This is a genomic window from Ancylomarina longa (assembly GCF_003996985.1).
Classification (GTDB): Bacteria; Bacteroidota; Bacteroidia; order Bacteroidales; family Marinifilaceae; genus Ancylomarina_A; species Ancylomarina_A longa.
In genome coordinates, this window is record NZ_RJJX01000030.1 from 1 (window position 1) to 25,834 (window position 25,834).

The 25,834-nt window shown below is 35.0% G+C and carries 21 protein-coding genes and 1 pseudogene; 19 read left to right on the plus strand and 3 right to left on the minus strand.

The genetic code is table 11. The features are described from left to right. The first annotated feature begins 1,000 nt into the window (after nt 1–1,000). From DLK05_RS17565 to DLK05_RS15125, 17 genes and pseudogenes are all read left to right on the plus strand, one after another. On the plus strand, nt 1,001–1,177 hold the full coding sequence (locus DLK05_RS17565) for a hypothetical protein (protein ID WP_209319906.1): 177 nt from the start codon (nt 1,001–1,003) through the stop codon (nt 1,175–1,177). 217 nt (nt 1,178–1,394) lie between these two features. Then, nucleotides 1,395–1,793 carry a carboxypeptidase-like regulatory domain-containing protein gene (locus DLK05_RS15050; RefSeq protein ID WP_127344836.1) on the plus strand — a complete coding sequence of 133 codons (399 nt, stop codon included), beginning with the start codon at nt 1,395–1,397 and terminating at the stop codon, nt 1,791–1,793. A gap of 426 nt (nt 1,794–2,219) precedes the next feature. Beyond that, complete coding sequence (locus DLK05_RS15060) at nt 2,220–2,996, plus strand: DUF1883 domain-containing protein (RefSeq protein WP_127344837.1); 777 nt, start codon at nt 2,220–2,222, stop codon at nt 2,994–2,996. Nucleotides 2,997–3,011: 15 nt separating this feature from the next. Then, nucleotides 3,012–3,224 (plus strand): hypothetical protein, encoded by a 213-nt coding sequence (locus DLK05_RS15065; protein ID WP_127344838.1) that lies wholly within the window; start codon nt 3,012–3,014, stop codon nt 3,222–3,224. A 175-nt stretch (nt 3,225–3,399) separates the two neighbouring features. Continuing rightward, on the plus strand, nt 3,400–6,528 hold the full coding sequence (locus DLK05_RS15070) for a DEAD/DEAH box helicase (protein ID WP_127344839.1): 3,129 nt from the start codon (nt 3,400–3,402) through the stop codon (nt 6,526–6,528). Nucleotides 6,529–6,535: 7 nt separating this feature from the next. After that, nucleotides 6,536–7,270, plus strand: coding sequence for an abortive infection system antitoxin AbiGi family protein (locus DLK05_RS15075; RefSeq protein ID WP_127344840.1), 735 nt, complete (start codon nt 6,536–6,538; stop codon nt 7,268–7,270). A gap of 185 nt (nt 7,271–7,455) precedes the next feature. Next, nucleotides 7,456–7,614 (plus strand): hypothetical protein, encoded by a 159-nt coding sequence (locus DLK05_RS17570; protein ID WP_209319907.1) that lies wholly within the window; start codon nt 7,456–7,458, stop codon nt 7,612–7,614. A gap of 36 nt (nt 7,615–7,650) precedes the next feature. Next, nucleotides 7,651–7,932 (plus strand): annotated as a pseudogene (locus DLK05_RS17575) (GyrI-like domain-containing protein); the annotation flags it as partial. A gap of 274 nt (nt 7,933–8,206) precedes the next feature. Further along, a complete protein-coding gene (locus tag DLK05_RS15085; protein ID WP_127344841.1) occupies nt 8,207–8,641 on the plus strand; it encodes a DUF8479 domain-containing protein in 435 nt (144 codons plus the stop codon). A 258-nt stretch (nt 8,642–8,899) separates the two neighbouring features. Continuing rightward, nucleotides 8,900–9,709 (plus strand): toxin-antitoxin system YwqK family antitoxin, encoded by an 810-nt coding sequence (locus DLK05_RS15090; protein ID WP_127344842.1) that lies wholly within the window; start codon nt 8,900–8,902, stop codon nt 9,707–9,709. Nucleotides 9,710–9,851: 142 nt separating this feature from the next. Continuing rightward, nucleotides 9,852–11,045 (plus strand): isocitrate/isopropylmalate dehydrogenase family protein, encoded by a 1,194-nt coding sequence (locus DLK05_RS15095; RefSeq protein WP_127344843.1) that lies wholly within the window; start codon nt 9,852–9,854, stop codon nt 11,043–11,045. A 15-nt stretch (nt 11,046–11,060) separates the two neighbouring features. After that, on the plus strand, nt 11,061–11,612 hold the full coding sequence (locus DLK05_RS15100) for an HDIG domain-containing metalloprotein (protein ID WP_127344844.1): 552 nt from the start codon (nt 11,061–11,063) through the stop codon (nt 11,610–11,612). A gap of 459 nt (nt 11,613–12,071) precedes the next feature. Further along, nucleotides 12,072–13,853 carry an SLC13 family permease gene (locus tag DLK05_RS15105; protein ID WP_127344845.1) on the plus strand — a complete coding sequence of 594 codons (1,782 nt, stop codon included), beginning with the start codon at nt 12,072–12,074 and terminating at the stop codon, nt 13,851–13,853. Between the two features lie 41 nt (nt 13,854–13,894). Continuing rightward, the gene (cysQ, locus tag DLK05_RS15110; protein WP_127344846.1) at nt 13,895–14,704 is read left to right on the plus strand and encodes a 3'(2'),5'-bisphosphate nucleotidase CysQ; all 810 of its coding nucleotides are present in this window, start codon (nt 13,895–13,897) and stop codon (nt 14,702–14,704) included. Between the two features lie 92 nt (nt 14,705–14,796). Next, nucleotides 14,797–17,595, plus strand: a complete 2,799-nt coding sequence (locus DLK05_RS15115) for an alpha/beta hydrolase family protein (RefSeq protein ID WP_127344847.1) — start codon at nt 14,797–14,799, stop codon at nt 17,593–17,595. A gap of 476 nt (nt 17,596–18,071) precedes the next feature. After that, nucleotides 18,072–18,533 (plus strand): Lrp/AsnC family transcriptional regulator, encoded by a 462-nt coding sequence (locus DLK05_RS15120; protein ID WP_127344848.1) that lies wholly within the window; start codon nt 18,072–18,074, stop codon nt 18,531–18,533. A 50-nt stretch (nt 18,534–18,583) separates the two neighbouring features. Beyond that, nucleotides 18,584–19,528 (plus strand): hypothetical protein, encoded by a 945-nt coding sequence (locus DLK05_RS15125; RefSeq protein ID WP_127344849.1) that lies wholly within the window; start codon nt 18,584–18,586, stop codon nt 19,526–19,528. Between the two features lie 82 nt (nt 19,529–19,610). Here DLK05_RS15125 and DLK05_RS15130 read toward each other — a convergent pair whose 3' ends face one another. Further along, entirely contained in the window at nt 19,611–21,056 is a 1,446-nt protein-coding gene (locus DLK05_RS15130; protein WP_127344850.1) for a bifunctional metallophosphatase/5'-nucleotidase, read from the minus strand. 271 nt (nt 21,057–21,327) lie between these two features. Between DLK05_RS15130 and DLK05_RS15135 the strand changes: the two genes are divergently transcribed. Beyond that, nucleotides 21,328–21,963, plus strand: coding sequence for a 7-carboxy-7-deazaguanine synthase QueE (locus tag DLK05_RS15135; RefSeq protein WP_127344851.1), 636 nt, complete (start codon nt 21,328–21,330; stop codon nt 21,961–21,963). 611 nt (nt 21,964–22,574) lie between these two features. Beyond that, nucleotides 22,575–23,840, plus strand: a complete 1,266-nt coding sequence (locus DLK05_RS15140) for a sugar MFS transporter (RefSeq protein ID WP_127344852.1) — start codon at nt 22,575–22,577, stop codon at nt 23,838–23,840. Nucleotides 23,841–23,901: 61 nt separating this feature from the next. Here the strand turns inward: DLK05_RS15140 and DLK05_RS15145 are convergent, their stop codons facing one another. After that, complete coding sequence (locus tag DLK05_RS15145; protein ID WP_127344853.1) at nt 23,902–24,441, minus strand: glutathione peroxidase; 540 nt, start codon at nt 24,439–24,441, stop codon at nt 23,902–23,904. 52 nt (nt 24,442–24,493) lie between these two features. Continuing rightward, the gene (locus tag DLK05_RS15150; protein WP_127344854.1) at nt 24,494–25,630 is read right to left on the minus strand and encodes an FAD-dependent monooxygenase; all 1,137 of its coding nucleotides are present in this window, start codon (nt 25,628–25,630) and stop codon (nt 24,494–24,496) included. Nucleotides 25,631–25,834: the final 204 nt, after the last annotated feature.

Genomic DNA, 25,834 nt, shown 5'->3' on the forward strand with positions numbered 1-25,834 from the left:
TGTAATGCTTTCGTTCGTTTTGCCTTGATGCAAAAAGAACCAAAAAATCAAGAAAAAAATATGCTATCCCCACACTCTGGATATTCTTAACGACTTTTCTGGTTAGCAGAAAAGCCTAAATATCCATTCACCCCACCGCCGGCCCGCATTTTTTTCAGGCCAGCGCGCATCCGAACATCCGCAGACTGCTACATTTCTTCAGATCAATCTCCAACAAACTGCACATGCGCTAATTCATAGCTGTCATTGCGAGCGTAGCGCGGCAATCTGTCCGAAACTTGCTTAACGAATAAAGAATAAAAGCAACTAGCAATAGATTGCTTCATCCGCTATCGCAGTCTTTGTAAATACAGCCATTATAGAGTGTCTTTGTGATGCGGAGGCACGGAGCCGTGACAATCTGCCCGAACATTGCTAAGTTCAAAACAATTGCAATTAGCTTCGCATTTAGTAGAGCCTGAAAGGCTCCAATACCATAGCCCGGGATAAAGGAGCAATACGCGACTGCCATCCCGGGATAAGGAATCCCAATCCTACTGTCGCGCGTATTTATCTTGATTAGGGGTAATTGGATTATTCGCGACGGAATAGGAAATAGTACAAAGAATGTATAGAATATTTAGCAGAAGCGTAAATAGGAGAGAGAAGCGGATAAAGAAAAGCCTGGTGGAAAGGACAGATAAAAGGAACGCGAGAAGCTAGTCGTACTGTTACATGTAATGATAAAAGTGCTGTAGTGTAATGATGGGAGTGCTGTAGTGTAATGATAAGAGGCCTGTAGTGTAATGATGAGAGTAGTGTAGTGTAATGATAAAAGAGGTGAGTGTAATGATAGGAGTGGTGTAGTGTAATGATAAAAGAGGTGAGTGTAATGATAGGAGTGGTGTAGTGTAATGATAAAAGAGGTGAGTGTAATGATAAGGGTAGTGTAGTGTAATGATAAAAGACGTGAGCGTAATGATAAGAGCAGTGGAAGGTAAAGAGAAAACAGGTGAGTGTAATGATTAGCGTAGTGGAAAGTGAATCGAAAAGAAAAAAACTAAAGAGAATCAGAAAAAGCGTGAAGCAAAAGAAATTGCGAATACATAGTAGGGGAGTGGAAAGGACAGAGGATTGTAAAGAAAGTGAAGCAAAGGGGAAGCGAAAGTATCGTAAGAAGTCGGGCGATTATAGCTAGATACGATGACATGTAAAGCCAGAATATAGGAATACAATAAGTCGGAAACATTATAATATGCGAAATATGCCAACAAGGATTACGAATAGCACAGGATGCTCCGAACCTTTAACACTTATTATACCTGCAGTTGCCGTACTTAACTAGAATGGTTGATGGTATTAATCAAATGTATTAGAAAAATAACGATTTGCTTAACAATGTGCTGAAACTGTACATGCGCAGTAAATACGCCGAAAGCAATGCTGTCTTGTATCAGGATTTTCTGAGCAGCATCGAAATTCCCGGAAGCATGGTTCGTACAAGAGCCATTCAGGACACCTTCACCGATGCTGTGAACGGAAAGCCAATACGCCGCGTTCGGGTAAGTAGCAACGGACAAAATCCTCAGGTAAAGGGTGGCGAAAAAGGCGGTTATTTCATTTCTAGCCTAAGTCCGGGGATGCACGAAATAGCCTTTAGCCGAAGTGCCTACATCACCGTAGTGAAAAAGCTGGTGATACTGCCCGATCAAGCTATTGTACTGGATATTGCATTTACACCAGTGCAAATTGAAGAAGCTAGCATGTTCTGGCTAATCGTAAATGAAAATGCTTTCGCAGATTATATGTTTTAAGTTGCCGACTAGTTCGGCAGCCTATTTTTATTAGTGTAAATCTTATTTAAAATGATTCTATGATCATAATTGAATAAAATATACTACTATATTAAATTATATATTTAATTTTAGGGGGCATTTAGAAAACATACTAAATGTGAAAGGGGAGATTAGACTAGGCGATTTCGTACAGACTAACAACTTAGCGGGAGTAAGGAACGGGTTTGAGATTTATACAGGAAGGTTTGGAACATGGCAGTTCAAAAACGACAGAGGTTTATACTCTTGTGAGTAATAAATCTCTTGCAAAAATCAAGAGCCCATTAGATGTAATTTTAACCAATAACGACAAGAATAACAGCAATTTAAAAAAGACGTCAGATAAGTGATATAAGACGCATAGCGTCTTATCCACTTGTTGTGTGCAATTAAATCAAACAGCCTATGAATTTTCAAAAATATGATTTAGGAAATCTACAAAGAGGACAAATTGTTGAAGTAACTTTAAAAGGGAGTGCTGCAAATGTGAGATTAATGGACAGTTCCAATTTTCAAAGTTATAAAAGTGGACGACGACATAAGTATTATGGTGGTTATGTAACACGCTCACCTTACCGAGTGACAGTTCCAAATAATGGACACTGGTATGTGGCAATTGATTTAGGAGGATACGCAGGGAGAATTAGTTCTAGTGTAAATGTGTTACCAGGTGCACTTCCAAGTGCCAGACAACCTTCATTATCAACTGTCCCTTCACTTTTACAAGACAAAGAGATTCCAGTAGGATTTGATGAAGAACCAATTGTTCGAAAATATGATATTTTTATTTCGCACGCATCAGATGACAAAGATGAGATTGTTAGACCTCTTGCAAATGAACTGTTAAGTCATGGACTAAAAGTGTGGTATGATGAGTTTGAGTTGAAAATAGGTGATAGTTTAAGACGAAAAATTGATAAAGGTCTTGCAAATAGTAGATTTGGAATAGTTGTATTATCCCGAAAATTCATACAGAAAGGTTGGACTAATTATGAACTTGATGGAATAGTCTCTAAATCTATAAGTGGAGAGCAAGTAATATTACCAATATGGCATGAAATTACAAAGCAAGAAGTGCTTGATTTTAGCCCCTCTTTAGCAGATAAAGTTGCTAGAAATACATCTTCATTTACTATTGAAGAAATTGCTCAAGAAATAGCAGACTTAATAAATGATAATTAATAAAAACATAAAATTATGGCTTACACACCAGCGACAATTAAGGACTTATTAAATTTAGGAGCAAATCTTACAATATCTGGAAGTTACATTCCTGCATCATTAAAAGACTTCGCAAGAATAGCAAAGAGTAAAAACATTAAATTGACAATTAAAGCAGGTTCCTATACTCCTGCTACACTTAAAGACTTAGTTAGAATTGGACAAGATTGTTTAACTCTTGAAGTATAATAACTGCACACAACATTTTGTATAAGTAATGGCAGGGAAAGTGGTATATATCAATGTTTGTAGCCCGCTCAAACTGCGTAGTGGTTTGACAAGAAAGAAGCTCGCAATCTGCCACTACTCATACAATTTACCGTTAGGCACAAGGCAAAGCAACCAAGACCCAATAAATAGCTAAATGAATAAAAACAAAATATCTCCAATTTCAGCATTTAACAAGTTAAGAAAGTATCAACAAGATGCTTGCTCCCTAATGGGGGATTACTTTGATAATTATTCACAAAGTGAATTAATTAAAACTGGATTAGTTGCAATGCCGACTGGAAGTGGTAAAACTCCAATAATTGCATTTCTTTCACGATGCTATTCAAGTATTGACAATGTACTCGTTATTAGTCCAAGAGTTGCTATTTCAGAACAGTTATGTATTGAAATTAACACATTCTTCAATGAAAAACTCCAGCTAAAAGCTGAAATCCCCAAAAAAGTACAATATTACGATGCTAATGTTTCAATAGCTGATTTTAATAATACTAATGTTGTACTAGTTTCAACAATTCAAAAACTTGATTATTTAAAAAGGCAGAATTCTCAAAAGGAATATAAGTTACTTAAGAAAAAAATCTCACTTATTATTTTTGATGAAGGACACTATGAACCAGCAATTTCATGGAGTGGTACGATTAGAGATTTTATGTGCCCAAGGATACTATTCACCGCAACACCTTTTAGAAATGATCTTAAATCATTTGATTTTGATGATGATTATAAATATCAGCTAAAGCATAATGAGGTTAAAAATCAAAAATACTTAAGGAAAGTTGAATTTCTAGAATTTCAGTTATCGACAATTGAAGAAAAAGTAGAAAGTATTCTTGAAAATACTGAAAGGTATACAACTAATTTTAACGAGCCCAAATTGATTATTAGTTGTGATAACAAAGATACAATAATAAGAATTGCTAAAATTCTAATATCTAAAGGAAAGGAGTTTTACGCAATACATGAAACATTTAATACTGCTTATAAATCCAAACTTGACACAACCATTTCGAAATTCTTTTTACAGAATGTACCGAAAAAACCAGCTAAAGAAAAAAAACCAATATGGATTCACCAATATAAACTACTAGAAGGAATAGATATTCCTTCCTTCCAATTATTAGCAATAATAGAACCTTTTAAAAACACTAGGGCGTTAATTCAACAAGTAGGAAGAATAATAAGAAATATCAACAAGGAGAGTACTCCTAGTTACGTTTTTGACTATACCGAGGATAATAATCGAGAAAATTGGAAGGCTTATCTAGAATTAGATGAATCAGGAGAGTTGATGGAAGGGTTTAGTTTTAATACATTTAATCAATTCCAAAAGCAATTACCCGAAAGAGCATATATTGATAAAAAGTTTAGGAAAAAATTTGATTTGAATAGTTTTGCTAATTGGGGAACTAATGAACTTTTAAATGAAATAGCCTTACCTCTAAAAGTCAATTTGCTTGAAAAGCTATCAAATTTTTCCCCTTCAAATTTTATTAAAAAAGAAATTGAAACAAGGTTTAAAGAAAATGATAAAATTCCTTTTGGAAATATTAGTAATGGAGATTTCTACATATACTATTATTTTACAGTTAATAATTCCAATTTCTTAAAAGAAGCATACTTCCCTTCAATCTCCCACGATATTTGCTTTTTCAAAGAATACAAGAACTTTATTGCTTTTTATGATAGTTCAGAATATTTGCCGATTGGAAAGGATGAATTAGGAATTGGAATGAGCATAAGCTCTAACAAACTCAAAAATTTATTTAAAAATGATGAAAGTTCTATCCTAACTCAGGTATCATTGAAAAATAGTAATATTGGATCAAGAGACATCCGAGACCACACTTTCAGGGCTCCGTCAATTGAACACACGACACCTTTTTTAAATGACTTCTCTCACTACCTTAATTCAGCTTTTGGATTATATTCTGATTTGAAACCATATAAAGACTATAAAAAGGAGGAACTAAAACATAAACGTTCTATAATAAAAACTTACGTCGGTTTTTCAACAGGAAGGATTAGTCAAAATGAACCAAAGAATTTGAAACTTAAAGAATATGTAAAATGGTTAGATAATTTAGTGGGGAATCTTAACACGTCAAATGACCATATCAAAACATTTCAACGCTATGCAACGAATATATCGAACTCGTCGAACAAAGTCCCAGCCAATATACTTTTAGATCTATTTGATATAGACCAAATAATAAATATTGATGGATTTGAAGATGATTTCATTTCTGATCTTATCATGGATAAATGTATGAATATTACAGATAATGGATCAGGAAAAGTATTTGAGCTGATGTTTAATGAATCCACTTATGATGTTACCATAAACTATGATGAAGAAAAGAGGAAATACTTATTAAACTGTCCAAATCTATTAAATGATACAACAGGTGAAAATAGTGAAAATAAGAGTGCATTGAACCTGCTGAAACTACTTAATGAAAAACAAAGTTTTAGAGTTTTAACTTCAACAAATCAGTTATATGCAAATGGCAATTTTTACGATCCCAAATTGGCACATGGTGAAAATTATGATGATAAAACTTCAGTGTTTGAAAACATTCTTATGCCTATAGAAGAATTAAAATCGATTGGCTCAGAGAAAGGTACCAAATCAATCAAAAATGAAACATGGGAACCGAACACACTGTTCAATCTAATTGATACTCTGGGTGTAGGTACAGAAATGGAACCTTATTTTAAAAATACTGATTTTATTATTTGTGATGATATGGGGACTGAACTTGCAGATTTTATATTAGTTAAAGAAGAGAAACTTATTTTTATTCATGTAAAAGGAAAGGGGAATAATCCGATGACTAAGCCTAGCTTATATAGTGCATCTGCAATTAGTGAAGTAATAAATCAGGCTATGAAGAACATTTATTTCATGTCTTATTTTGATGATGCACCAAGAATAAAATATGAGAAATGGAGTGGTGCATGGGAGTTAAACAATAAAAGATTGAAGATACATTCTATTGTAAACAATAGAATTAGAAACAATGTGAACAATCTGTCATTAGATGAAATCTGGGATAAAATTGAGAAATTAAAGTATAATCCAAATACAGAAAAAGAAGTTTGGCTCTTACTAGGTAAAACCTTTTCCAAAAGTTCATTCATTTCCAAACTAAAACAAAAGAATCCACCAGCAGAGGCTTTTCAAAGTGCAATTTCATTGAAAAGTGCAATTGCCAGTATTGGTTCCATGGGTGTAAAAACAAAAGTGTTTTGTAGTAAATAATATTGATATGAGAAAAACAGTTGGCTATATTAATACACAACAAAATTTAAGTTCAGATACCCTGTTTCATTTTACGGACAGTCTGGAGATTTTAGACTTAATTCTATCAAAGGGGCTTCAAGCTAGATTTATTTATGAAAAACTGCCTCGTTCTAGAGTTGCTTACTTTGTAAAAACAATTTGTTTCTGCGACATCCCATTAGGAGCAATAAAAACACATCTAAACTGGTATGGAAATTTTGGTATTGGAATAAATAGAGCTAAAGCTAAAAAATATGGAATTACTCCTGTGAATTACATACATTCGAATTCTCCTCAAATTTCCTTTAGTTCCTCACTTAGTAATAGAGACATTCTACAGAAAAGCAAAATAACACCACATCTAAAGCAAATTAGAGGCAAGCAAATGTTTTATGATGAAAAGAAAAATGAATATTATTGGAAGTGGAAAAAATTCTATGAAGAACGAGAATGGCGGTTTTTCCCTGAGGACAATGAAATTTCAGTAACTACTTATAAAAAAGAAATAGAATTAGAGGAAAAAAGGCAATCATTAAATTTGAAATCAAGCCTGCCAAACTTGAAAATGGACATAAATGATATAGAATACATAATAATTGAAAAACAAAAAGATATTTTTCCATTAATTGGCTTTTTAAAGAGAATAGACTCAGATAAGAAAAGCATAGAAGTATTATTAACAAAAGTTATTACTTCTCATCAGATATTAAAAGATTTTTAAAAGCCCAGTGCCTAACATTTTGTATAATTAATGCCCGAGGAAGTGATAAAAATCAACTTTTGTTGTCCGCTCAAATTTCATCACGGTTTGACAGGAAAGCACCACGCAATCTGTCACTATTCTATCAATTTACTCTTGGGTGAAATAGAAGGAAACAAAGTGTTAGAATTAAAGTACATAAACTAATGCAAGTCAGAATAGAAATATTAAAAGAGAAAAAACTGATTGGCAACAAACTAAAAATGAGTTTGTCTAATAATAAAACAGGCAGACTATGGGGAGATTTTTTGCCTAAAATCAAACAAATTAAGAATAGGCTTACAACTGAAAAAATTTCTATTTAAGTTTATGATTCGTCATACTATAAAAATTTTAATACTAAGCGTGAATTCGAAAAATGGGCGACTGTTGAGGTAAAGGACTTCAACGATATTCCAAGAGATATGGAAATATTTACTTTGAGTGGAGGACTATATGCTGTTTTCAATTATATTGGTTCAAGTAAGGATAAGCGCATATTCCAGTATATTTTCATGACTTGCTTACCTAATTCAGATTACCAATTGGACGACAGACCTCATTTTGAAGTTTTAGGTGAAAAATACAAGAATAATGACCCAAATTCTGAGGAAGAAATATGGATTCCAATAAAGAGAAAGTAAAAGTTAGCACTAAACAGTTCATTTAAATGCACGATACTTTTAAGAATTACGAGAAAGGGTAATGTTTATATTTAGATTCTACTGAGACGAATATGGTTTCAAGTAGGAAGCAATTTGAAAAGCTAAACTGAAAATAAGGTAGTGATTTGGGATATTTCAAAGAAACCTCTAAAAAATACGTTTGATATCGAAGAATTAAAAGAAAGAATGATACAAGGAGATTTGAATCCATTGATATTGAGAAAAATGATAACTAATTAATAAATATTACAAAATGGAACAAGCGAAAAATAGTAGTAAAACGGTAAAAACAGTAGTTGGTTTAATTATTGGATTAGGTGTAGCCTTTTTAGTGAAGCAATTTTTATTTACTCCCGTTTCATTTGATAAAGCTATGATGCAAGCTGCAAGTCAGATTAATGAGAGTTGTCCTATTATGGTTGACCAGGAAACAAGATTAGATAATGCAATTGCTTTACCTGATAACATTCTTCAATATAATTACACTTTAGTTAAAATGGTGAAGGATTCAATAGATATTGCAGCCTTTCAAAACTATATGCAACCAATGATTGAGAATAATGTGAAAACTAATCCGGACTTAAAAATGTATCGTGATAACAAAACTACTATGGCTTATAATTACAGAGATAAGAATGGTGTGTTTTTAACGAAAATATTGATTACATCTAAACAATATCAGAATTAAAACTTACGATTGCTCAATGATAATGGGGCAGATGCTAATAACTGGTATAGCAAATAGTGTCTGAATCTATTACAATACTTATTGCTAACATGGAAACTGACTAAACATTTGTTTCGTCATATTAGATATGATTTTACTTACAAGCAAAATAAAAGCTGCTGCTCAGTCCAACTTGATATCTTTACGATACAAAATGCACTACTAGCCATCCTCTAAGCTTTAATCCTTTTTTTAATATCAATAAAAAACACCAAACACATGAATCGATTTTTTTATCCTATCCTCACTATTATTCTGATTTTCTTAAGTTCTTGTAATCTTAATGTAGATGGAATAAAATCCTTCTTTAACAGCAGAAAAGAGGTGGGAAAGAAGACTGAAATTGTAAAAAAAGAAGTTACTACCCCAAAAATTAAGAATGGGGAAGTGAAATATTATTATAAATCAGGAAAGGTAAAATCGATAGTCAATTTTAAAGACAATAAAAAAGTTGGTGTTAGTCATACTTTCTATAAAACCGGAGAAAAGCAATATGAGATTCCTTACGTGGATGGGATGAAAGATGGAAAGGTGATTTGGTTCTATCGGAGTGGAAAAGTGTATCGAACTACCGAATTCCGAAGAGGAAAAAAGACCGGATATCAGCGAAAGTATTATGAGAATGGTAAATTAAAGTCTGAGAATTTTTACAAAAATAGTCTTCTCTCAACTGGTTTAAGAGAGATATCTAACACGGGTAAGGTAAAAGCCGTTCCACATATTGTTATTCAGAAAATTAACCAACTGAAAACTTCACAGACGTATATTGTTCGTTTGAAATTGAGTAATTTAAGTAAAAAGGTGACATTTTATAATGGAGAGCTTATTGATGGTAAATTTTTTCCTGAGAACGGAAGAGGTTTTATGGAAATACCGTCTAAGAAAGGCGTGGCAGACATAAAATTTCACATTAATAAAGGATTTCAATTGAATAATACCTTGCATATCATTGCAGTGGAAACTACTTACTATAAGAATAAAAGATTACTTTCTAAGAACATCCCCATATCTGTTCGAAACCCCAATTAGATAGATCTCCAGTTTGATATTAGCTCCTGATAAGGAGCTTTTTTTATGCATTAAAAATGATATTCCTCATGAGTGAAGCCACAGTAATTGTTTATATTTAAGGGAAATATAACTATACACTAATTTGCTAAAACCATAAAGTATGACCAGAAGAACCATCGTATCTATGCCCGGAGATGGCATTGGAAGAGTTGTATTAGAGAAAACTATTCGTGTTTTGCAGGCTGCCGGTTTCGACGCCGAATATATCGAAGCCGATATTGGCTGGGAATTCTGGCGAAAAGAGGGAAATCCGCTACCGCAACGTACCATTGACTTGTTAGAAAAGTATAAAATCGCTCTGTTTGGAGCCATCACTTCTAAACCAAAGGAAGCTGCTGCTAAAGAATTGTCACCCGAGTTAAGCAATAGTGGTCTTGTCTATTCCAGTCCTATTGTTGGTCTGCGCCAGCATTTTAATTTGGATATTTGCATTCGTCCTTGCCGAAGTTATCAGGGGAATCCATTAAATTTTATTCGCCGGGGGAAAAATAATACGGTTGAAGAACCACTGGTTGATGTTGCTATTTTCCGTCAGAATACCGAAGGATTATATGGCGGTGTAGAGTGGTCGAATCCGGATGATACGGTTTACGCTGCCCTAACCAGTCATCCCAAATTTGTGAAAAATTTTGGGGCAGTTCCACGGGAAGAAATTTCTGTTTCAACCCGAATATTCACAAAACAAGCAACTTTACGGATTTTAAAAGCTGCATTCGAATATGCTAAAAAGAATGGATACAAGTCGGTAACACTATGTGAAAAACCAAATGTCATCAGAGAAACTTCAGGTATGATGTTCAAATTGGCTCAGGAGATCCAGAAAGCTGAATATCCGAATATTGCATTGTGGAATACCAATATTGATGCGCAAATGATGTGGTTGACCAAAAATCCGGAGAATTACGGCGTAATTGTGGCAGGTAATATGTTTGGGGATATTGTATCGGATGGATTTGCAGGTTTAATTGGTGGTTTAGGATTTGCATGCAGCGCACAAATGTCAGACGAAGGAATTGCAGTATTTGAACCTACTCATGGTTCTGCACCCAAATATGCCGACTACGAAGTCTCTATAGTAAATCCGATTGCAATGATAGAATCGGCATGTATGATGTTGGATTATCTGGGAGAAAAAGAAATAGCTGTCAAAATCAGAAAAGCAATTGCCACTGTTATTCGTGAAGGAAAAACACAGACCTACGATATGATGAAAATGACTGGAACACCTGATGTAATTCAAAAAGGAGCCGCTTCAACTCAACAAATGGCAGATGCCATCATTGATCATTTATAATTTAAAAATTGCAATATGAAAGATACTGTCAAAAGGCTATGGCCCGAGTTGACTTGGATTGAGAATGAGGAACTGCGGAAAAAAACAGCTGGAGTATGGGAAATAGCATTGGAGCGGAGTATTTTATCTGTAGAGGATTTAAGCCGTATTCCATTTACACTACTTTGCGGACCTGATTTACAGGTGAGTTTTATGGATCACAAACAATGCGTAGTTCACATAGCCAAGGAGAGTGGAGAGAAAATGAATGCTTTTTTCAAGAAGGAGCTTCCTGTAAATATGGATATTTTAATTTCCGGTGCAATTTTGTGCGATGTGGGCAAATTACTGGAATACGAGTTGGATGAGAATGGCAATGCTGTTCAAGGAAGTTATGGCAAATATCTTCGGCATCCGTTTTCTGGTGTAGTTTTGGCAGAAGAATGTGGAATCCCACCTGAAGTTTGTCACATTATTGCCACACATGCAGGAGAAGGAAATATGGTAAAGCGAAGCACCGAAGCCTATATTGTGCATCATGCCGATTTTATGACTTTTTTACCCTTTAAGGAAAGATTGACTATTTAGAGTAATATTTGAGTTTATCTTGAGTTCTGATAATTTTATTGTCAGAACTCATTTTTTAAAGATGTTACTCATTCAAATCAGAAATTACCGTTTACACAAATTTGAATATATTTTCATGGAAAGCTCTGAAAGCCTTGTCCAAGACGGGTTTTTACCTCCCAAGACTACTTGAAAACCTCCAAGATGGGTTCTTATTTCCCAAGCTTGTTTGAGAACCTCCAAGATTGGTAAATTTAGTCCCAAGAGTGGTGTATTTAAGCCAAGAGCAGGTGATTTATCCCCAAGAAGGGATAAAATAGCCACAAGAAATAACTTTTTGCCCTATCATGACTTGCATCAGGCTGTAGAAAGTATAAATATCATAAAATGCGATTGCCCTATCAGGAAACCTGATTTTTCCCTTTAGCTTCTGGTATTTTTGTATCTTCGTAGTTTGATATTATACCCAAATCTTTTTCTATGCTCACATTTGATGCGATCGTCGTATTAATCGTATTAGTATTTATCCTGATTTCATTCTATAAGGAGTGGATTGGACCTGCGTTTACCTTTCTGATAGGAGTAGTAGTTTTGGGGATATTTGGAATTCTGACTCCGAAAGAAATACTAAGTGGTTTTGCTAATGATCAGGTGGTGGTAATTTTGATGTTGCTGTTGATTGGCGACATTATCCGTGATCTTGGAATTGTGGAGAGCATTTTAGATCGGGTATTTCAGAGAACCAAAACCTATCGGCAATTCATGGCTCGAATGATGGTTTTGGTTGGGGCTTTTTCTGCATTCCTAAATAATACTCCTTTAGTAGCAGTGATGATGCCATATGTCCACAGTTGGAGTAAACGCAATAATATTTCCCCTTCAAAGCTCTTGATTCCACTTTCTTATGCTGCTATTTTGGGCGGTTGTATTACCTTGATAGGAACCTCAACCAATTTGATCGTAAACGGTATGGTTGTCGATCAAAAGATAATACCAGGATTGAAATCTTTAGACATGTTTAGCTTTGCATGGGTTGGTATTCCTATGATGATTATTGGTACCATTTATTTGTTACTGGTAAGTAAAAAATTCCTGCCCGATAAGGAAGATGCTTTGGACGAGTTTTCTGAAAATGCCAGGAAATATATTGTTGAAGCACATGTAAAAGTAAATTCCGACTTGATTGGTAAATCCATTGAGGAAGCTGACCTTCGAAATCTCAAAGGTTTATATCTTTTTCAGATTAACAGAGGAGGTAGAAAGATTGCTGCCGTATCGCAGGAATACAGATTAGAAGCAGGTGACAAGCTGATGTTTGCAGGGGATACCGAAACCATTGCTGATTTGGTCTTGCCAAATTCTGGTTTAATATTACCTACCGTAGGAATGTTAACACATAAAAAACACATTGAAGTTGTTGAGATTGTAATTTCCCATAATTCCACCTTAATATCCAAGACTGTAAAAGATGCTAATTTTCGGGGACAGTATGATGCTGCTGTTATTGGTATCCATAGAAATGGTGGTAGGGTAAGCGGAAAAATAGGAGAAGTGAAACTTCGTGCCGGTGACGTTTTGCTGCTTCTTGGTGGTGACGATTTTGTTGGTCGATCGCAAAGAGTACAGGACTTTTATTTCATTTCCAAAGTGAAAGAATTCCGAAAGCAGGAAGGATACAAAATCGGACTGCTTTTGGGTGGTACTATTCTGGCAGTGATATTGTCTGCCTTAAAAATTGTACCGCTGTTCATGACCTTAATTGTGATGATAATCGTGATTTTGGCTTTAAAAATTTCCAATCCCAAGGATATTGCAAAAATGGTGGATTTCAACCTCGCACTTATAATATCTTTATCTCTGGCTTTCGGAACAGCAATGATAAAATCTGGTTTAGCCGATATAATTGCAGATTTGTTAATCTCTGTTTTTATGCCATTGGGAAGAATGGGGATTTTGTTTGGGATCTATCTAATAACAACTGTTTTGGCTGCATATATAACGAATAAGGCTGCGGTAGCCATTGTCTTCCCAATATCTATCACCATGGCACTTAATTTGCATTTGAATCCCGAGCCTTTTGTACTTATTGTTGCATTTGGAGCAGCAGCTAATTTTATGACTCCAATTGGTTATCAAACCAACCTAATGGTTTACGGTCCCGGAGGATATTCCTTTAAAGATTTTTTCAAAATAGGATTCCCATTAACCATGATTTACATGGTGGTTGCCGTTTTGATTCTGTCATATATTTATTTTTATTAGAAAATTCCGCTATCCTGTAGGATCGAAAAGCATTTTTATACATGAATTTAAGCAAAAGAAAAGAACTGCTAAAAGCTGCTATTACAGCTTCTTTGAATGCAGGAAATAAAATATTAGAAGTTTATCATTCCGATAATTTTCAGATTCAGATCAAATCAGATGATAGTCCATTGACAATTGCGGACAAAAGAGCACATCAAGAAATCGTTGATATTTTGGATCAATTAGAAATTCCGATTTTAAGTGAGGAAGGCGAACATTTGAATTTTGAAGCGAGAGAAAAATGGGAATATTGCTGGATTGTTGATCCACTGGATGGAACCAAGGAATTTATCAAACGGAATGATGAATTTACGGTGAATATCGCTTTAATTGAGCGTGGAAAAGCTATTATGGGAATTATTTACGTGCCTGTTTACAAACAATTATATTTTTCAGATAAGGAACTGGGAGCATTTCGCAGGGATGAAATAGTTTCCTGGGACAAGGATTTGGAAAAGCTGTTGATGGAGAGTAAATCCTTGCCATTGCAAAATATCAGTGATAGTATTAAAGTGCTTGGTTCGCGCTCGCATATGAATCAGGAAACCAAAGATTTTATTGAGAATTTGCAGAAGGGGAATAAGCCAGTTGAACTGATTATCAAAGGAAGTTCCTTAAAGCTATGTATGATTGCGGAAGGATTAGCAGATCTTTATCCCCGTTATGCTCCAACGATGGAGTGGGATATTGCGGCAGGTCACGCTATTGTGTCGGCCTCCGGAGGAAGAGTTTCTCCTATCGATTCCGACGAGGAGCTTTCTTATAATAAAAGTGATTTATTAAATCCTTGGTTTATTTGTAGGAGATAGGGGGCAGAAAATAAATTAGGGAAGTGAAGTTGATATATTGTGCGGTAAAGTCATCATGAAAATTATTAAACCTTAACAACAAATACACAATCATGAAACATTTACTTACCGCTGTTATTGCTTGCTTATTAGCGAGTAATTTAATGGCCCAATCCAGCAAAATACCGCTGAAGCATTCCGATTATGACGGATGGAAAAATTTAAAAAATCAAAAGATTTCTAATGATGGAAATTGGATTAGTTATGAGGTGAACCCTCAAAAAGGAGATGGCTATCTATATCTTTATCAGGTGAAATCAGGAGAATTGGATTCTGTTTCCCGTGCTTATAATCCCGTTTTTTCTCCAAACTCCGAAGTGCTTATTTATCGAATTAAAGCTCCTTTCGACACTATTCGTCAGGCAAAATTAGACAAGAAGAAAAAGGAGGATCTACCGAAAGATTCTTTGGCTATCTGGAATCTGAAAAATGGTAATAAACAAGGATTTGCGAATCTTAAGTCATTCCAAATGCCAAAAGAGGAAGGTGAATGGATGGCTGCACTAATGAATATGCCTAAGCATGCAAAGGATTCGATAAAGGCAGACAGTAGTGAATTCCCAAAGAAATCAAAGCATAAGGATAAGATCAAAAAAGGAGAGTTGATCATTTTAAATATGAGTACTGGAAAATCCCACACCTATCCCAATGTGAGTAATTATGAATTATCTGAGAATGGAAATGCAGTTGGGTTTGTACAGTCTGAAGGAGATAGTTTGGTTCATTCAACAGTAAACTGGTTTCGGGCAGAGCAAGATGATTTGAAAATTATTTTTAATCAGGACGGTTATGCTCAAAAGACAAGCCTTTCCTCCGATGGGGAACAGATTTCTTTTCTCTTTTCCAGCGATACAACAAAACAAAAATGTTTTGAATTGTACTATGCCAATGCGAAAATGGATTCTCCTAAACGAATTGTGGATACGCTTAGTACCGAAATACAGAATAATTGGACGGCGAGTGAAAATGGGGATATTTATTTTTCGCGTGATGGAGAACACCTGTTCTTTGGGGTAGCTCCAAAGCCAATAAATGAGCCAAAAGATACTTTATTGGAGGAGGAAAAGTACCATTTGGATGTATGGAACTGGAAGGATCCTTTGATTCAACCACAACAAAAAGTGCAGGCAGAAAAGGAGAAGAAGAGAACCTATCTGGCGGTATTCCAAACCAAGGATCAGAAAATAATTCAATTGGCTAATAAGGAGATTCCTAATGTTAAAGTCTATGATCATGGAAACTCAGCTTTTGCTTTAGGTTCATCGGCTTTAGCCTATCGACAACTCATTTCTTGGGACGATAGATATGCTGATTATTATATTATAGATACACGTACAGGAAAACAGGAATTGATACTACAGAAAAAGAACTCCAGAGTAAGTTTATCTCCTACACAGAAATATCTAATATGGTTCGAAACACAGGATAGCACGTGGTATTCCTACGATAGAGAAAAGCGATTGAGTCGAGCCCTAACGAATAAAATAAAAGCGAATTTTTTCGATGAATGGCATGACACACCAAGTGATCCATCTCCTTATGGTTTGGTCGGTTGGACGAAAGATGACAAATCAGTTATCATTAAGGATCGATACGATTTATGGAAAATTGATCCGAAAGGAGAGAAAGGGGCAATAAACCTTACAAACGGCTTGGGTAGAAGAGATAAAATCAGATTCGACTATATTCAATTGGATAAGGAGGAATTGTTTGTGAATCTTAAAAAGCCAATTCTTTTGAGAGCCTTTCAGGAGCAGAATAAGAAATCAGGCTTTTATCAGTTGCAAGAGGATAAGGAGCCACAAGCATTGCTTTTTGCAGATGCCTCCTTTTTTAAAGCTGTGAAAGCAAAAAATGCAGGGCGTTTAATATGGAGTCGTTCCACTTTCGTTGATTATCCAAACGTATGGACTAGTAATTTGGATTTATCGGATCGCAAACAGGTCTCCGATGCGAATCCGCAGCAAAGGAATTATATCTGGGGAAATGTGGAATTGGTTGATTGGACTTCCGGTGATGGAGAAAAATTGCAAGGCTTGTTATATAAATCAGAGAATTTCGATCCGAAGAAAAAGTACCCAATGCTAGTATATTTTTATGAGAGAACTTCTGATAGAATGCATCGCCATCATGTTCCACAACCAAATTGGTCTATCATTAATCCAAGTTATTGTGTGAGCAATGGATACATTGTTTTTATGCCGGATATCACCTATCACAAGGTGGGTTATCCTGGTGAATGTGCTTATAGTTCCATTGTAACAGGAACTCTGGCTATGATGAATCGTTATGATTTTATCGATAAGGAAAATATTGCCTTGCAAGGACAAAGCTGGGGAGGTTATCAAATTGCCTATCTGGTAACCCGTACCAATTTGTTCAAATGTGCTATGGCCGGTGCTCCGGTTAGTAATATGACTTCAGCCTATGGAGGAATTCGTTGGGAAAGTGGAATGAGCAGAATGTTTCAGTACGAGCACACACAAAGTAGAATCGGCGGAACATTGTGGAATAGCACATTGCAATACATCGAAAACTCACCAGTTTTTTTCGCTCCAAAAATTGAAACTCCATTGTTAATGATGCACAACGATCATGATGGTGCAGTGCCATGGTATCAGGGCATTGAGTTGTTTATGGCTATGCGAAGATTACACAAACCATGTTGGATGTTGAGTTATAACGATGAAGGACATAACCTAAAAAGACGCGCCGATAGAATGGATTTATCCATTAGAACCATGCAGTTTTTCGATCATTATTTAAAAGGAAAACCTGCACCGGTATGGATGACAGATGGAATTCCTGCTGTTGATAAAGGAAAAACCGATGGTTACGAATTAGAAAAATAAGTATTACTTCTCAAATTAAATGCGTTCCATTCGGGACGCATTTTTTCTTTCCTTAAAATAAGAGAATGTATAAAATTTCTAAATGGAAAATGATATTAAAGCAAAAAAAACACCTCGATACCGATTGGTAAGGAGGTGTTTAGATTAGTCTAATTGTTAGTTAGTGTGTTGTGTTTGTTGTTGTTTATTGTTGTTTATTTTTTAAGATTAAACTATAAATAAGTTCAATTCTATTATTTTCTTTTTAGCGTGTAAGCTTTTCTTTTCTACGATTTAAATCTATATAAAAAGTGCGCTGATTTAAAATTTAATAATGTGCTTACCCGTGTTATTTGCTATCAAAGTAAGTGCCTTTCGGTGAAAAATCATACTAATTATGAGTATTTAGGTAAAAATAATTGCAAATAGAGTATATTGCAGGAATAATTGGTATTTCCGTAGCGCAAACGTTATAAATGGAGTAAAAATTTCTTTTTATGGAAAATTTAGATCAAACAGATAGAACCATTTTGAGGATTTTGCAAAATGATTCCAAAAAGACAGCAAAAGAAATTGCAGCTATGTTGAATCTGACAGTATCACCTGTGTATGAGCGAATACGACGACTCGAAAATCAAGGCTTTATTAAAAAATATGTTGCAATACTCGATAAGGACAGAATTGGCAGGAGCATTACTGCAATTTGCCAAATTTCCATGCGTTACCACGATGAATCTTTCATTGATGAGTTTGAAAAACAGATTCAAAGCTTAAATGAAGTCCAGGAATGTTATCATATGGCTGGTCAGGTTGATTTTATTTTAAAAATTCATGTGCAAAGCCTTGAATCGTATCATGAATTTGTACGCTATCAGCTATCTAAAATTAAAAATATCGGGGTGATAAATAGTAACTTTGTCATCAAAGAAATTAAGCATACTTCGGAATACTACATTTAAATTATTGTAATAAATCTAAGTTTTAAGCCCGCAGAATTAATAAATTATTTATGAAATCATTCCTTTTCTCAACTATTTTTCTTCTTGTTTTAGCTTCTTGTCAGCATAAATCTCCTACAAAAGAACTTTCTGAAGTAAGCAACTTAAAGGATTCGTCAAGCACGATTATACCAACAATTATCTACAATCCGATTTTAGTAAGCGATCAGCTTTCTGCAAAGGTAGATGAACAATCGGGATTGGTGTGGTACAATCAATTATTTTGGATTAATAACGATAGTGATTGCGCAGCCAGTCTATTTGCTTATAATAGAAATGGAAATCTCAGAAAGGAATTACGTTTAAGCCAAGCAATCAATTTGGATTGGGAAGACTTGACTGAGGATAGCACTTTCCTATATATTGGGGATTTCGGTAATAATTTTGGGGATCGACGAGATTTAAGAGTATTGCGCCTGCGGAAATCCCAAATTTCTAAAGACTCTGTTTCCGTTCAAGAATGCGAGAAATTAAAATTTGAATGGGCCGATCAAAAAGATTTTTCGAAGCGAAAGCAAACTCACAACTATGATTGCGAAGCCTTCTTTGCCTATAAGGATTCGCTATATTTTTTCAGCAAAAACTGGGGAGATCATAAAACCAGAATGTATGTAATGTCTAAAGATACAAGCTATCACAAGTTGAAACCAAACTGCGAGTTTGATGTTGATTTTATGGTAACTGGTGCAGATATTCGCTCTGATGGAAAAATGGTAGCTTTGGTCGGTTATAAGGATTTTCATACATATATGATGATTCTATTCCAATATCAGGGAACTGATTTTTTTGGAGGCAAGCAATTGTTTGTGGATCTAAAATCATTGGGACGAGCTCAAACCGAAGGAATTGTTTTTGGGGAGAATGATTCTCTCTTTATTTCAACAGAGCAAACCAAATTGCCGCAATCATTATTTAAGGTGGAGTGGCAGAGTTGGCCAGAACTTTCGGGGAAATAAGACTGAATTTCTGAATATTTTATAGGATTTATAAGTTGAAAAATGCCAAAACTGATGTTTTGGCATTTTTCTATAATGTTCTTTATTGCATTCTAAAGTAACGATCGCAAATAGGATAATCCACGGCTTTCGTACTGTTTTCCAGAAATGAAATAATCGTTTCAGCATCTGTTTTATCTTGTATTTGTCCTGTTTGTGGAAAATAGGTGTCGTGAACAGCTGCTATATAATCATTTATTCCAACGCTTAAAACGGTATCATTAGAGAGTATTTTGCCTTGTAAATCTCTTATTTCTACGTCTTGATCATCTTGCTTGATTTTTATTCCTGAATAATAAAAGCCGGAACCGGAACCGCGTAAGAATTTTTTGATATCGAAAACCGACATCTCGTAAATCACCGTTCCATTGTTAAAAGGTGATATTTCGTAAATCTCCCTCTTAGTGATATCGCCTTCGTTCAATCCGGATCGAATACCTCCTGTATTCTGGAAGCAAACATCCACATTTAAACCACTACGCAAAGCATCGGTATAAAAACAACCAACCTGACTACTATTATGGTTTCGATTGGAATAGCCAATTACCTCGGTTAGGTAAGGTTGATCATTATAGGTCTCAATTACTGATTTTAACTCCGCATCAAAATGAGAATATTTGTTTAAATCAATTAAATTGAAATTGATGGATTCTATTTTTTTATCCTTTACTACTAATTCTATTTTCCCAAGATATTTCAAATAACTACCCGATTGAAAAATCGGAATATTATTTATTACAGTATTGATTTTATCGTGTGAATGTCCTCCGATAATCATGTCGAAATAAGGGAATTTATTTGCTAGTTGGGAGTCTCCCAAAACATGATCATTACCATTAAATCCTAAGTGACTTAAACAGATATATAAATCTGCATTTTCTTCTGCTTTCACATTGGCATAAAGCGAAACTACATCCTCCGGTCTTTCAAATTGCAATTCCTGAACGCGCCAGGGATGGGTAGAAGGAATGACATCGTCCTCTTTCCCATTGGTTTCAATTAGGCCGAGAAAGCAGATTTTAAGCTGTGAGGTTTGAATGGATTTGTATTCAAAAGGTTGTGGAACGCCACTATTTTGCATATCAACATTGGCACAAACCCAATCGAAATGGGATTGGTTCATTCTATTTTTCAGATTTGTAGTTCCATAGTCAAATTCATGATTACCTAAAGCTGCAATATCAAAACCAATTCTATTCATGATATCAATCATAGGAAAACCTTTTTCAGGATGATTATCTACCACCGGATTTCCTGAAAAAAGATCCCCTGCACTTACAACAATCACATCGTTTTTTGCTTTTTCCTCATCAACAATGTATTTGACTTTCGCAAAATTGTCTATTTGTCCATGCACATCGTTTACACAAAAAATAGTAAGATTCTTTGGGTTATGATCTAGCTGGGGATTTGTCTTGTTATTATCGCTGGAACATCTGGTAAAAGCAATTATTACAATAAAAAGGAATAGAATAATTTTGTTCTTCATTGGTTGATTTTTTTTGGATGCTTCTGTATCTTTTGATTTCCTATCAAAGTTAACAAAAAATTAGATTCTAAGTCTAAATTTGCGTACTGGATATATTTGAATAAATATCCTTCCCATGCTCTCTTCCAAATTGAATAAGCTTATAGATTAAAATCATTTTAAATAATCATTGGCTTTGATTTTGAAATCCTTAAAAAGCTTGTAATTTTGTAGCCCAATCAACTAAACAGCCTGAGTATCTCTAATTTTATCACAAGAAAAGGAGTAAGAATTGAAAGACAAGTACAAAGAAATATTCGATAAAGGAACCGATTTACCATTGGTAGAGGATTTTTATACTATTCAAGGGGAAGGTTTTCATACAGGTAAACCTGCTTATTTTATTCGTATTGGTGGTTGTGATATTGGTTGCAGATGGTGTGATAGTAAGATTTCATGGAATCCTGCAGAACATCGCTTGATATCTGTGGAGGAAGTGGTTCGAAAGGCTGTGGAATCACCTGCTAAAGCAGTTGTGGTTACCGGAGGTGAACCTTCTTTATATAATTTGGAGCCATTGTGTACGGAGTTGAAGAAGCACAATATTGAGAATTTCCTGGAAACTTCCGGAGCATATGAAATTAGCGGGGAGTGGGATTGGATTTGTTTATCACCAAAGCGTAATAAATTACCGGAGAAATCTTCCTATCAAAAAGCCAATGAATTAAAAGTTATCATCTACGATTTAGAGAAAGATTTTGAATGGGCTGAGGAGTTATCAAAGCATGTAAGTGATGATTGTTTGTTGTACTTGCAATCAGAATGGAGCCAGTATGTGCATAATGTAAAGCCAATAGTGGAATATGTAAAGAATAATCCAAAATGGAATATTTCTTTACAAGCTCATAAATTCATGAGAATACCATAGTTGTTGGATATTGTCGTGTATAAATCGGGAATTTACACTATTTATTGATTGATGTTAAATTCGCAAATATCAATTTTATTCAAGCTTTTGATTTTCTATTGAGTGCTAACAGGAAGGGTGAAAAAGAAGGTTGTTGCCATATTTAATTCTGATTCAAGTCTAATTTTTCCACCTAAGAGCTGAACCAATCCTTTTGTGATACTTAAGTCCATATCATTCCATCTGAATTTGTGTAAACCAATCAAAGATCATTTCCTATTTATTCGGAGGAATAACTCTGCCTGTATCTTTGAGGTAGAATTCCAGAGAATCCATATCCTGTAAATGTTTATTTCCGATTACAACTCTTCCTTTATTGTGTTTTCCTGCTTAAATTCTTAAAATACTGTGAAATAGAAGTTTCATTTGTCAGACTAGATGATGCTCTAAAGTGCACGGATGGTAATGTTTGGCTGAAAGCTATTAATATTCCTTGAAAAGATATATTTTAGAGACTTTGTAAGGCATAGAATATTTGGTGCTTTATTATCCTTAAATACGAATCAAATATCTGAATCAAAAACGATATATCAGACAATTTTGATTTCTACATTTTAACTAAATCATTACGAATGAATTTAAGCTACTCTTCAAAGACCAACCTGGTACCAATGATTATTATAAGTGCTCTGTTTTTTATTTTTGGATTTGTAACCTGGCTCAATGGAATCCTGATTCCTTATCTGAAAATATCCTGCCAGTTAGGTAATTTTCAAGCTTTGTTTGTGGCATTTTCGTTTTACATCGCATATACTATAATGGCACTACCATCGGCATGGCTACTAGATAAAATAGGATTCAAAAAAGGAATGCAAATTGGCTTATGGATTATGGCGCTGGGAACAGCAACCTTTATTCCTGCTGCGATGATACGAACTTTCCCGTTGTTTTTAACCGGTTTATTTATTGTAGGCACTGGTCTTGCAGTATTACAAACTGCTGCCAATCCTTATGTTACGGTCATAGGTCCACAGGAGAGTGCAGCAAGAAGAATCAGCATACTTGGGATTTGTAACAAATTGGCCGGTGCTTTGGCTCCCGTAATTTTGGCATATTACATCTTGCACGATGGAGATGTTCTTGTGAAGAGTTTGGAGGCGATGGATGCAGCTTCCAAATCATTAGCATTGGATGAATTGGCCAGAAGAGTCATCAATCCCTATATTGCAATGACTATAGTTTTATTTCTAATGGGAATAGGAGTGAGGTTTGCGCCACTACCAAAGATAGATACGATCTCAGAGGAAACTGAAGAGGACGAAATAAGCCATAGAAAGAGTGTATTTGAATTCCCGAACCTGATTTTGGGTGTTGTTGCATTATTCTTTTATGTTGGAGCTGAAGTTATCGCAGGAGATACAATTATCAATTATGGACTCTCGCTAGGTATTGAATTGAAAACAGCTAAAATGTTCACTTCCTTTACCATGCTGAGCATGATCGTTGGTTACCTGATAGGAGTTTCCTTAATTCCTAAGGTGATAAGTCAACAGTTTGCACTTAAAATGTCGGCTATTCTGGGTATCATTTTCTCTATTGGAGTAGTTACTACATCGGGTTTAATATCAGTAATATTTGTAGCAAGCTTTGGCTTGGCAAATGCTTTAGTGTGGCCTGCGATTTGGCCTTTAGCATTAAATAAACTCGGACGATTTATCAGTAAAGGTTCTGCTCTTTTAATAATGGCAATTTCCGGAGGGGCTTTACTACCATTGGTTTGGGGAAGACTTTCTGATGTTTTTAACACCCAGCAAGCATACTGGTTAATGATACCTTGTTATCTGTTTATTCTTTTTTATGCAGTGAAAGGCCATAAAATTCAATCTTGGAAAAAGTAGATTTGTATAAAAGACTTGAAGAATGAATCCTCAAGCCTTTTAATTATTAAGATCTCTATAATTAATTTTTTAACCAGTTCAATACTTTTTCCGAATTTGGTTTTGTTTTAGGATAAACAACATCTACCAGATGTCCATTTTCGTCAATCAGGTATTTTTGGAAGTTCCATTTTATCTTGGAATCCATCACACCATTTTCTGATTTTTGGGTCAGCCAATGGTAGAGTGGGTGCATATCATCTCCTTTTACTGATATTTTCGACATCATAGGAAAAGTAACTCCGTAATTTTTGGTACAGAAGGTTTTAATTTCTGCATCGGTACCAGGTTCCTGTCTTAAAAAATTATTAGCAGGGAAACCTACAATTACAAAATTCTCCTCTTTGTACTTTTCGTAAAGGCTTTCCAAATCTTTATACTGGGGAGTTAAACCGCACTTCGAAGCAGTATTTACTACCATTACTTTTTTTCCTTTTAATTGTGAGAAATCAAATTCTGATCCATCAATAGTTTGCACCTTAAATTGATAAATATTCTGTTGCGCGCTAACGATTACTGTACAGCTAATCATTAAAAGCAGGGTGAATAACATTTTTTTCATTGTTCTTTATTTTAATTTGCTGATAATATTCTTTGTTTAAATTTTAAACGAATTAATCAACACGGTAAATACTATGTAGTTGTGAGGTCTCAATAAATCCAGGAGTCGATCTCAGAACAAAATTTCTAATGCTCCTAAAATGTCTCCAGTGGGCAACTTTACCAAGCCAATAGGAACCTAACAGAATCTTCTTGATCTTTTTATATCTCTTATGTTGGAAGAGATGAAAAGCTTGCTTCTCATTTATCTTTCTACTTAGACATTGTATAAGAGTATAGGCATCTTCCACCGCTTGCGCTCCTCCTTGTCCTAAATTAGGAGTGGTAGCATGTGCAGCATCACCAATTAGGCAAACCTTTCCCTTGTGCCATTTTTTTAATCCTGGTAAATCGTACAAATCGGTTCTGCGAATCATGAAATCCGGAGTTGCCGCTATTAATTCTTTTACCGGTCCTTTAAAATTAGCAAACTTCGATATCAAATCATCTTTAATATTATTGCTTTGATCTTGTTCTCCTTCCGGAGCAGTCTTCACTGCGAACCAATAAATCTGTTCGTCTGCCATTTCTGCCATTCCAAATCGGAGTTGGTTTCCCCAGAGTTCCAAGGTGGAATTTTTCCATTCTTCGGATAAGGTGTGGGTGACTAAACCTCGCCAGCAGCTTTGACCAGCGTATCTGAGGGGAAATTCGGGAAAGAGATGTTTGCGAACTTGTGAATTAATTCCATCTGCACCTATCACAAAATCAGTCTCTGCTTGAGTTCCATCAGCAAATTGAAGCTCTACTTTTTCTCCCAAATCGTTTAGGCCAACCAGTGCTTTATTTAAAATTATCTTATCCGGATTCAAAAAGGAATAAAGTACCATTTGTAGTTTGGTTCGGTGTATTGCAACAATAGAGGATCTAAATTCTTTTTTTATTCGGGATAAGTTTAGACCATGAATCAAATTCAGGTTCTCATCCGTGATATCTACCTTTTTTAATTCGATACCGGCATTTAAAACGGCATCCTTTACGCCTAATCGTTCGAATATCTGCATGGCATTGGGTGCCATCCAAATTCCGGCACCATATGGTTTAAGTTCAGGTGCTGCTTCGTAAACAGTAAAATCCATTCCTGCTTGCTCCATTGCAATGGCTGCTGTTAATCCGGCAATTCCGCCACCGATAATTATTCCTTTTTTCATTCAATAAAGATAAAAGAGTCTTAAATCTGCAACAAAGATAAATATTAATGATTGCTGTGCAATTTTTAGCCAAGTACGTAGGAGAGGAGAAGGGGAAAGATTCGAAAATATAGAAATGCGAATAGTAAAAAAAGAGTCGTATTTGAGATAATGATGATTGGTAAAGGGGAGTGCGTTCATTTTTATCCCTTAGAAGGAGAGAAG

What these genes read in the sequence shown, in the direction of transcription:
- DLK05_RS15065 (WP_127344838.1), top strand. Translation starts at nt 3,012, where the DNA reads ATGGCTTACACACCAGCGACAATTAAGGACTTATTAAATTTAGGAGCA.
- DLK05_RS15070 (WP_127344839.1), top strand. Translation starts at nt 3,400, where the DNA reads ATGAATAAAAACAAAATATCTCCAATTTCAGCATTTAACAAGTTAAGA.
- DLK05_RS15060 (WP_127344837.1), top strand. Translation starts at nt 2,220, where the DNA reads ATGAATTTTCAAAAATATGATTTAGGAAATCTACAAAGAGGACAAATT.
- DLK05_RS15085 (WP_127344841.1), top strand. Translation starts at nt 8,207, where the DNA reads ATGGAACAAGCGAAAAATAGTAGTAAAACGGTAAAAACAGTAGTTGGT.
- DLK05_RS15100 (WP_127344844.1), top strand. Translation starts at nt 11,061, where the DNA reads ATGAAAGATACTGTCAAAAGGCTATGGCCCGAGTTGACTTGGATTGAG.
- DLK05_RS15105 (WP_127344845.1), top strand. Translation starts at nt 12,072, where the DNA reads ATGCTCACATTTGATGCGATCGTCGTATTAATCGTATTAGTATTTATC.
- DLK05_RS17565 (WP_209319906.1), top strand. Translation starts at nt 1,001, where the DNA reads ATGATTAGCGTAGTGGAAAGTGAATCGAAAAGAAAAAAACTAAAGAGA.
- DLK05_RS15150 (WP_127344854.1), bottom strand. Translation starts at nt 25,630, where the DNA reads ATGAAAAAAGGAATAATTATCGGTGGCGGAATTGCCGGATTAACAGCA.
- DLK05_RS15145 (WP_127344853.1), bottom strand. Translation starts at nt 24,441, where the DNA reads ATGAAAAAAATGTTATTCACCCTGCTTTTAATGATTAGCTGTACAGTA.
- DLK05_RS15090 (WP_127344842.1), top strand. Translation starts at nt 8,900, where the DNA reads ATGAATCGATTTTTTTATCCTATCCTCACTATTATTCTGATTTTCTTA.
- DLK05_RS15130 (WP_127344850.1), bottom strand. Translation starts at nt 21,056, where the DNA reads ATGAAGAACAAAATTATTCTATTCCTTTTTATTGTAATAATTGCTTTT.
- DLK05_RS15140 (WP_127344852.1), top strand. Translation starts at nt 22,575, where the DNA reads ATGAATTTAAGCTACTCTTCAAAGACCAACCTGGTACCAATGATTATT.
- cysQ (WP_127344846.1), top strand. Translation starts at nt 13,895, where the DNA reads ATGAATTTAAGCAAAAGAAAAGAACTGCTAAAAGCTGCTATTACAGCT.
- DLK05_RS15075 (WP_127344840.1), top strand. Translation starts at nt 6,536, where the DNA reads ATGAGAAAAACAGTTGGCTATATTAATACACAACAAAATTTAAGTTCA.
- DLK05_RS15095 (WP_127344843.1), top strand. Translation starts at nt 9,852, where the DNA reads ATGACCAGAAGAACCATCGTATCTATGCCCGGAGATGGCATTGGAAGA.
- DLK05_RS15125 (WP_127344849.1), top strand. Translation starts at nt 18,584, where the DNA reads ATGAAATCATTCCTTTTCTCAACTATTTTTCTTCTTGTTTTAGCTTCT.
- DLK05_RS15120 (WP_127344848.1), top strand. Translation starts at nt 18,072, where the DNA reads ATGGAAAATTTAGATCAAACAGATAGAACCATTTTGAGGATTTTGCAA.
- DLK05_RS15115 (WP_127344847.1), top strand. Translation starts at nt 14,797, where the DNA reads ATGAAACATTTACTTACCGCTGTTATTGCTTGCTTATTAGCGAGTAAT.
- DLK05_RS17570 (WP_209319907.1), top strand. Translation starts at nt 7,456, where the DNA reads ATGCAAGTCAGAATAGAAATATTAAAAGAGAAAAAACTGATTGGCAAC.
- DLK05_RS15050 (WP_127344836.1), top strand. Translation starts at nt 1,395, where the DNA reads ATGCGCAGTAAATACGCCGAAAGCAATGCTGTCTTGTATCAGGATTTT.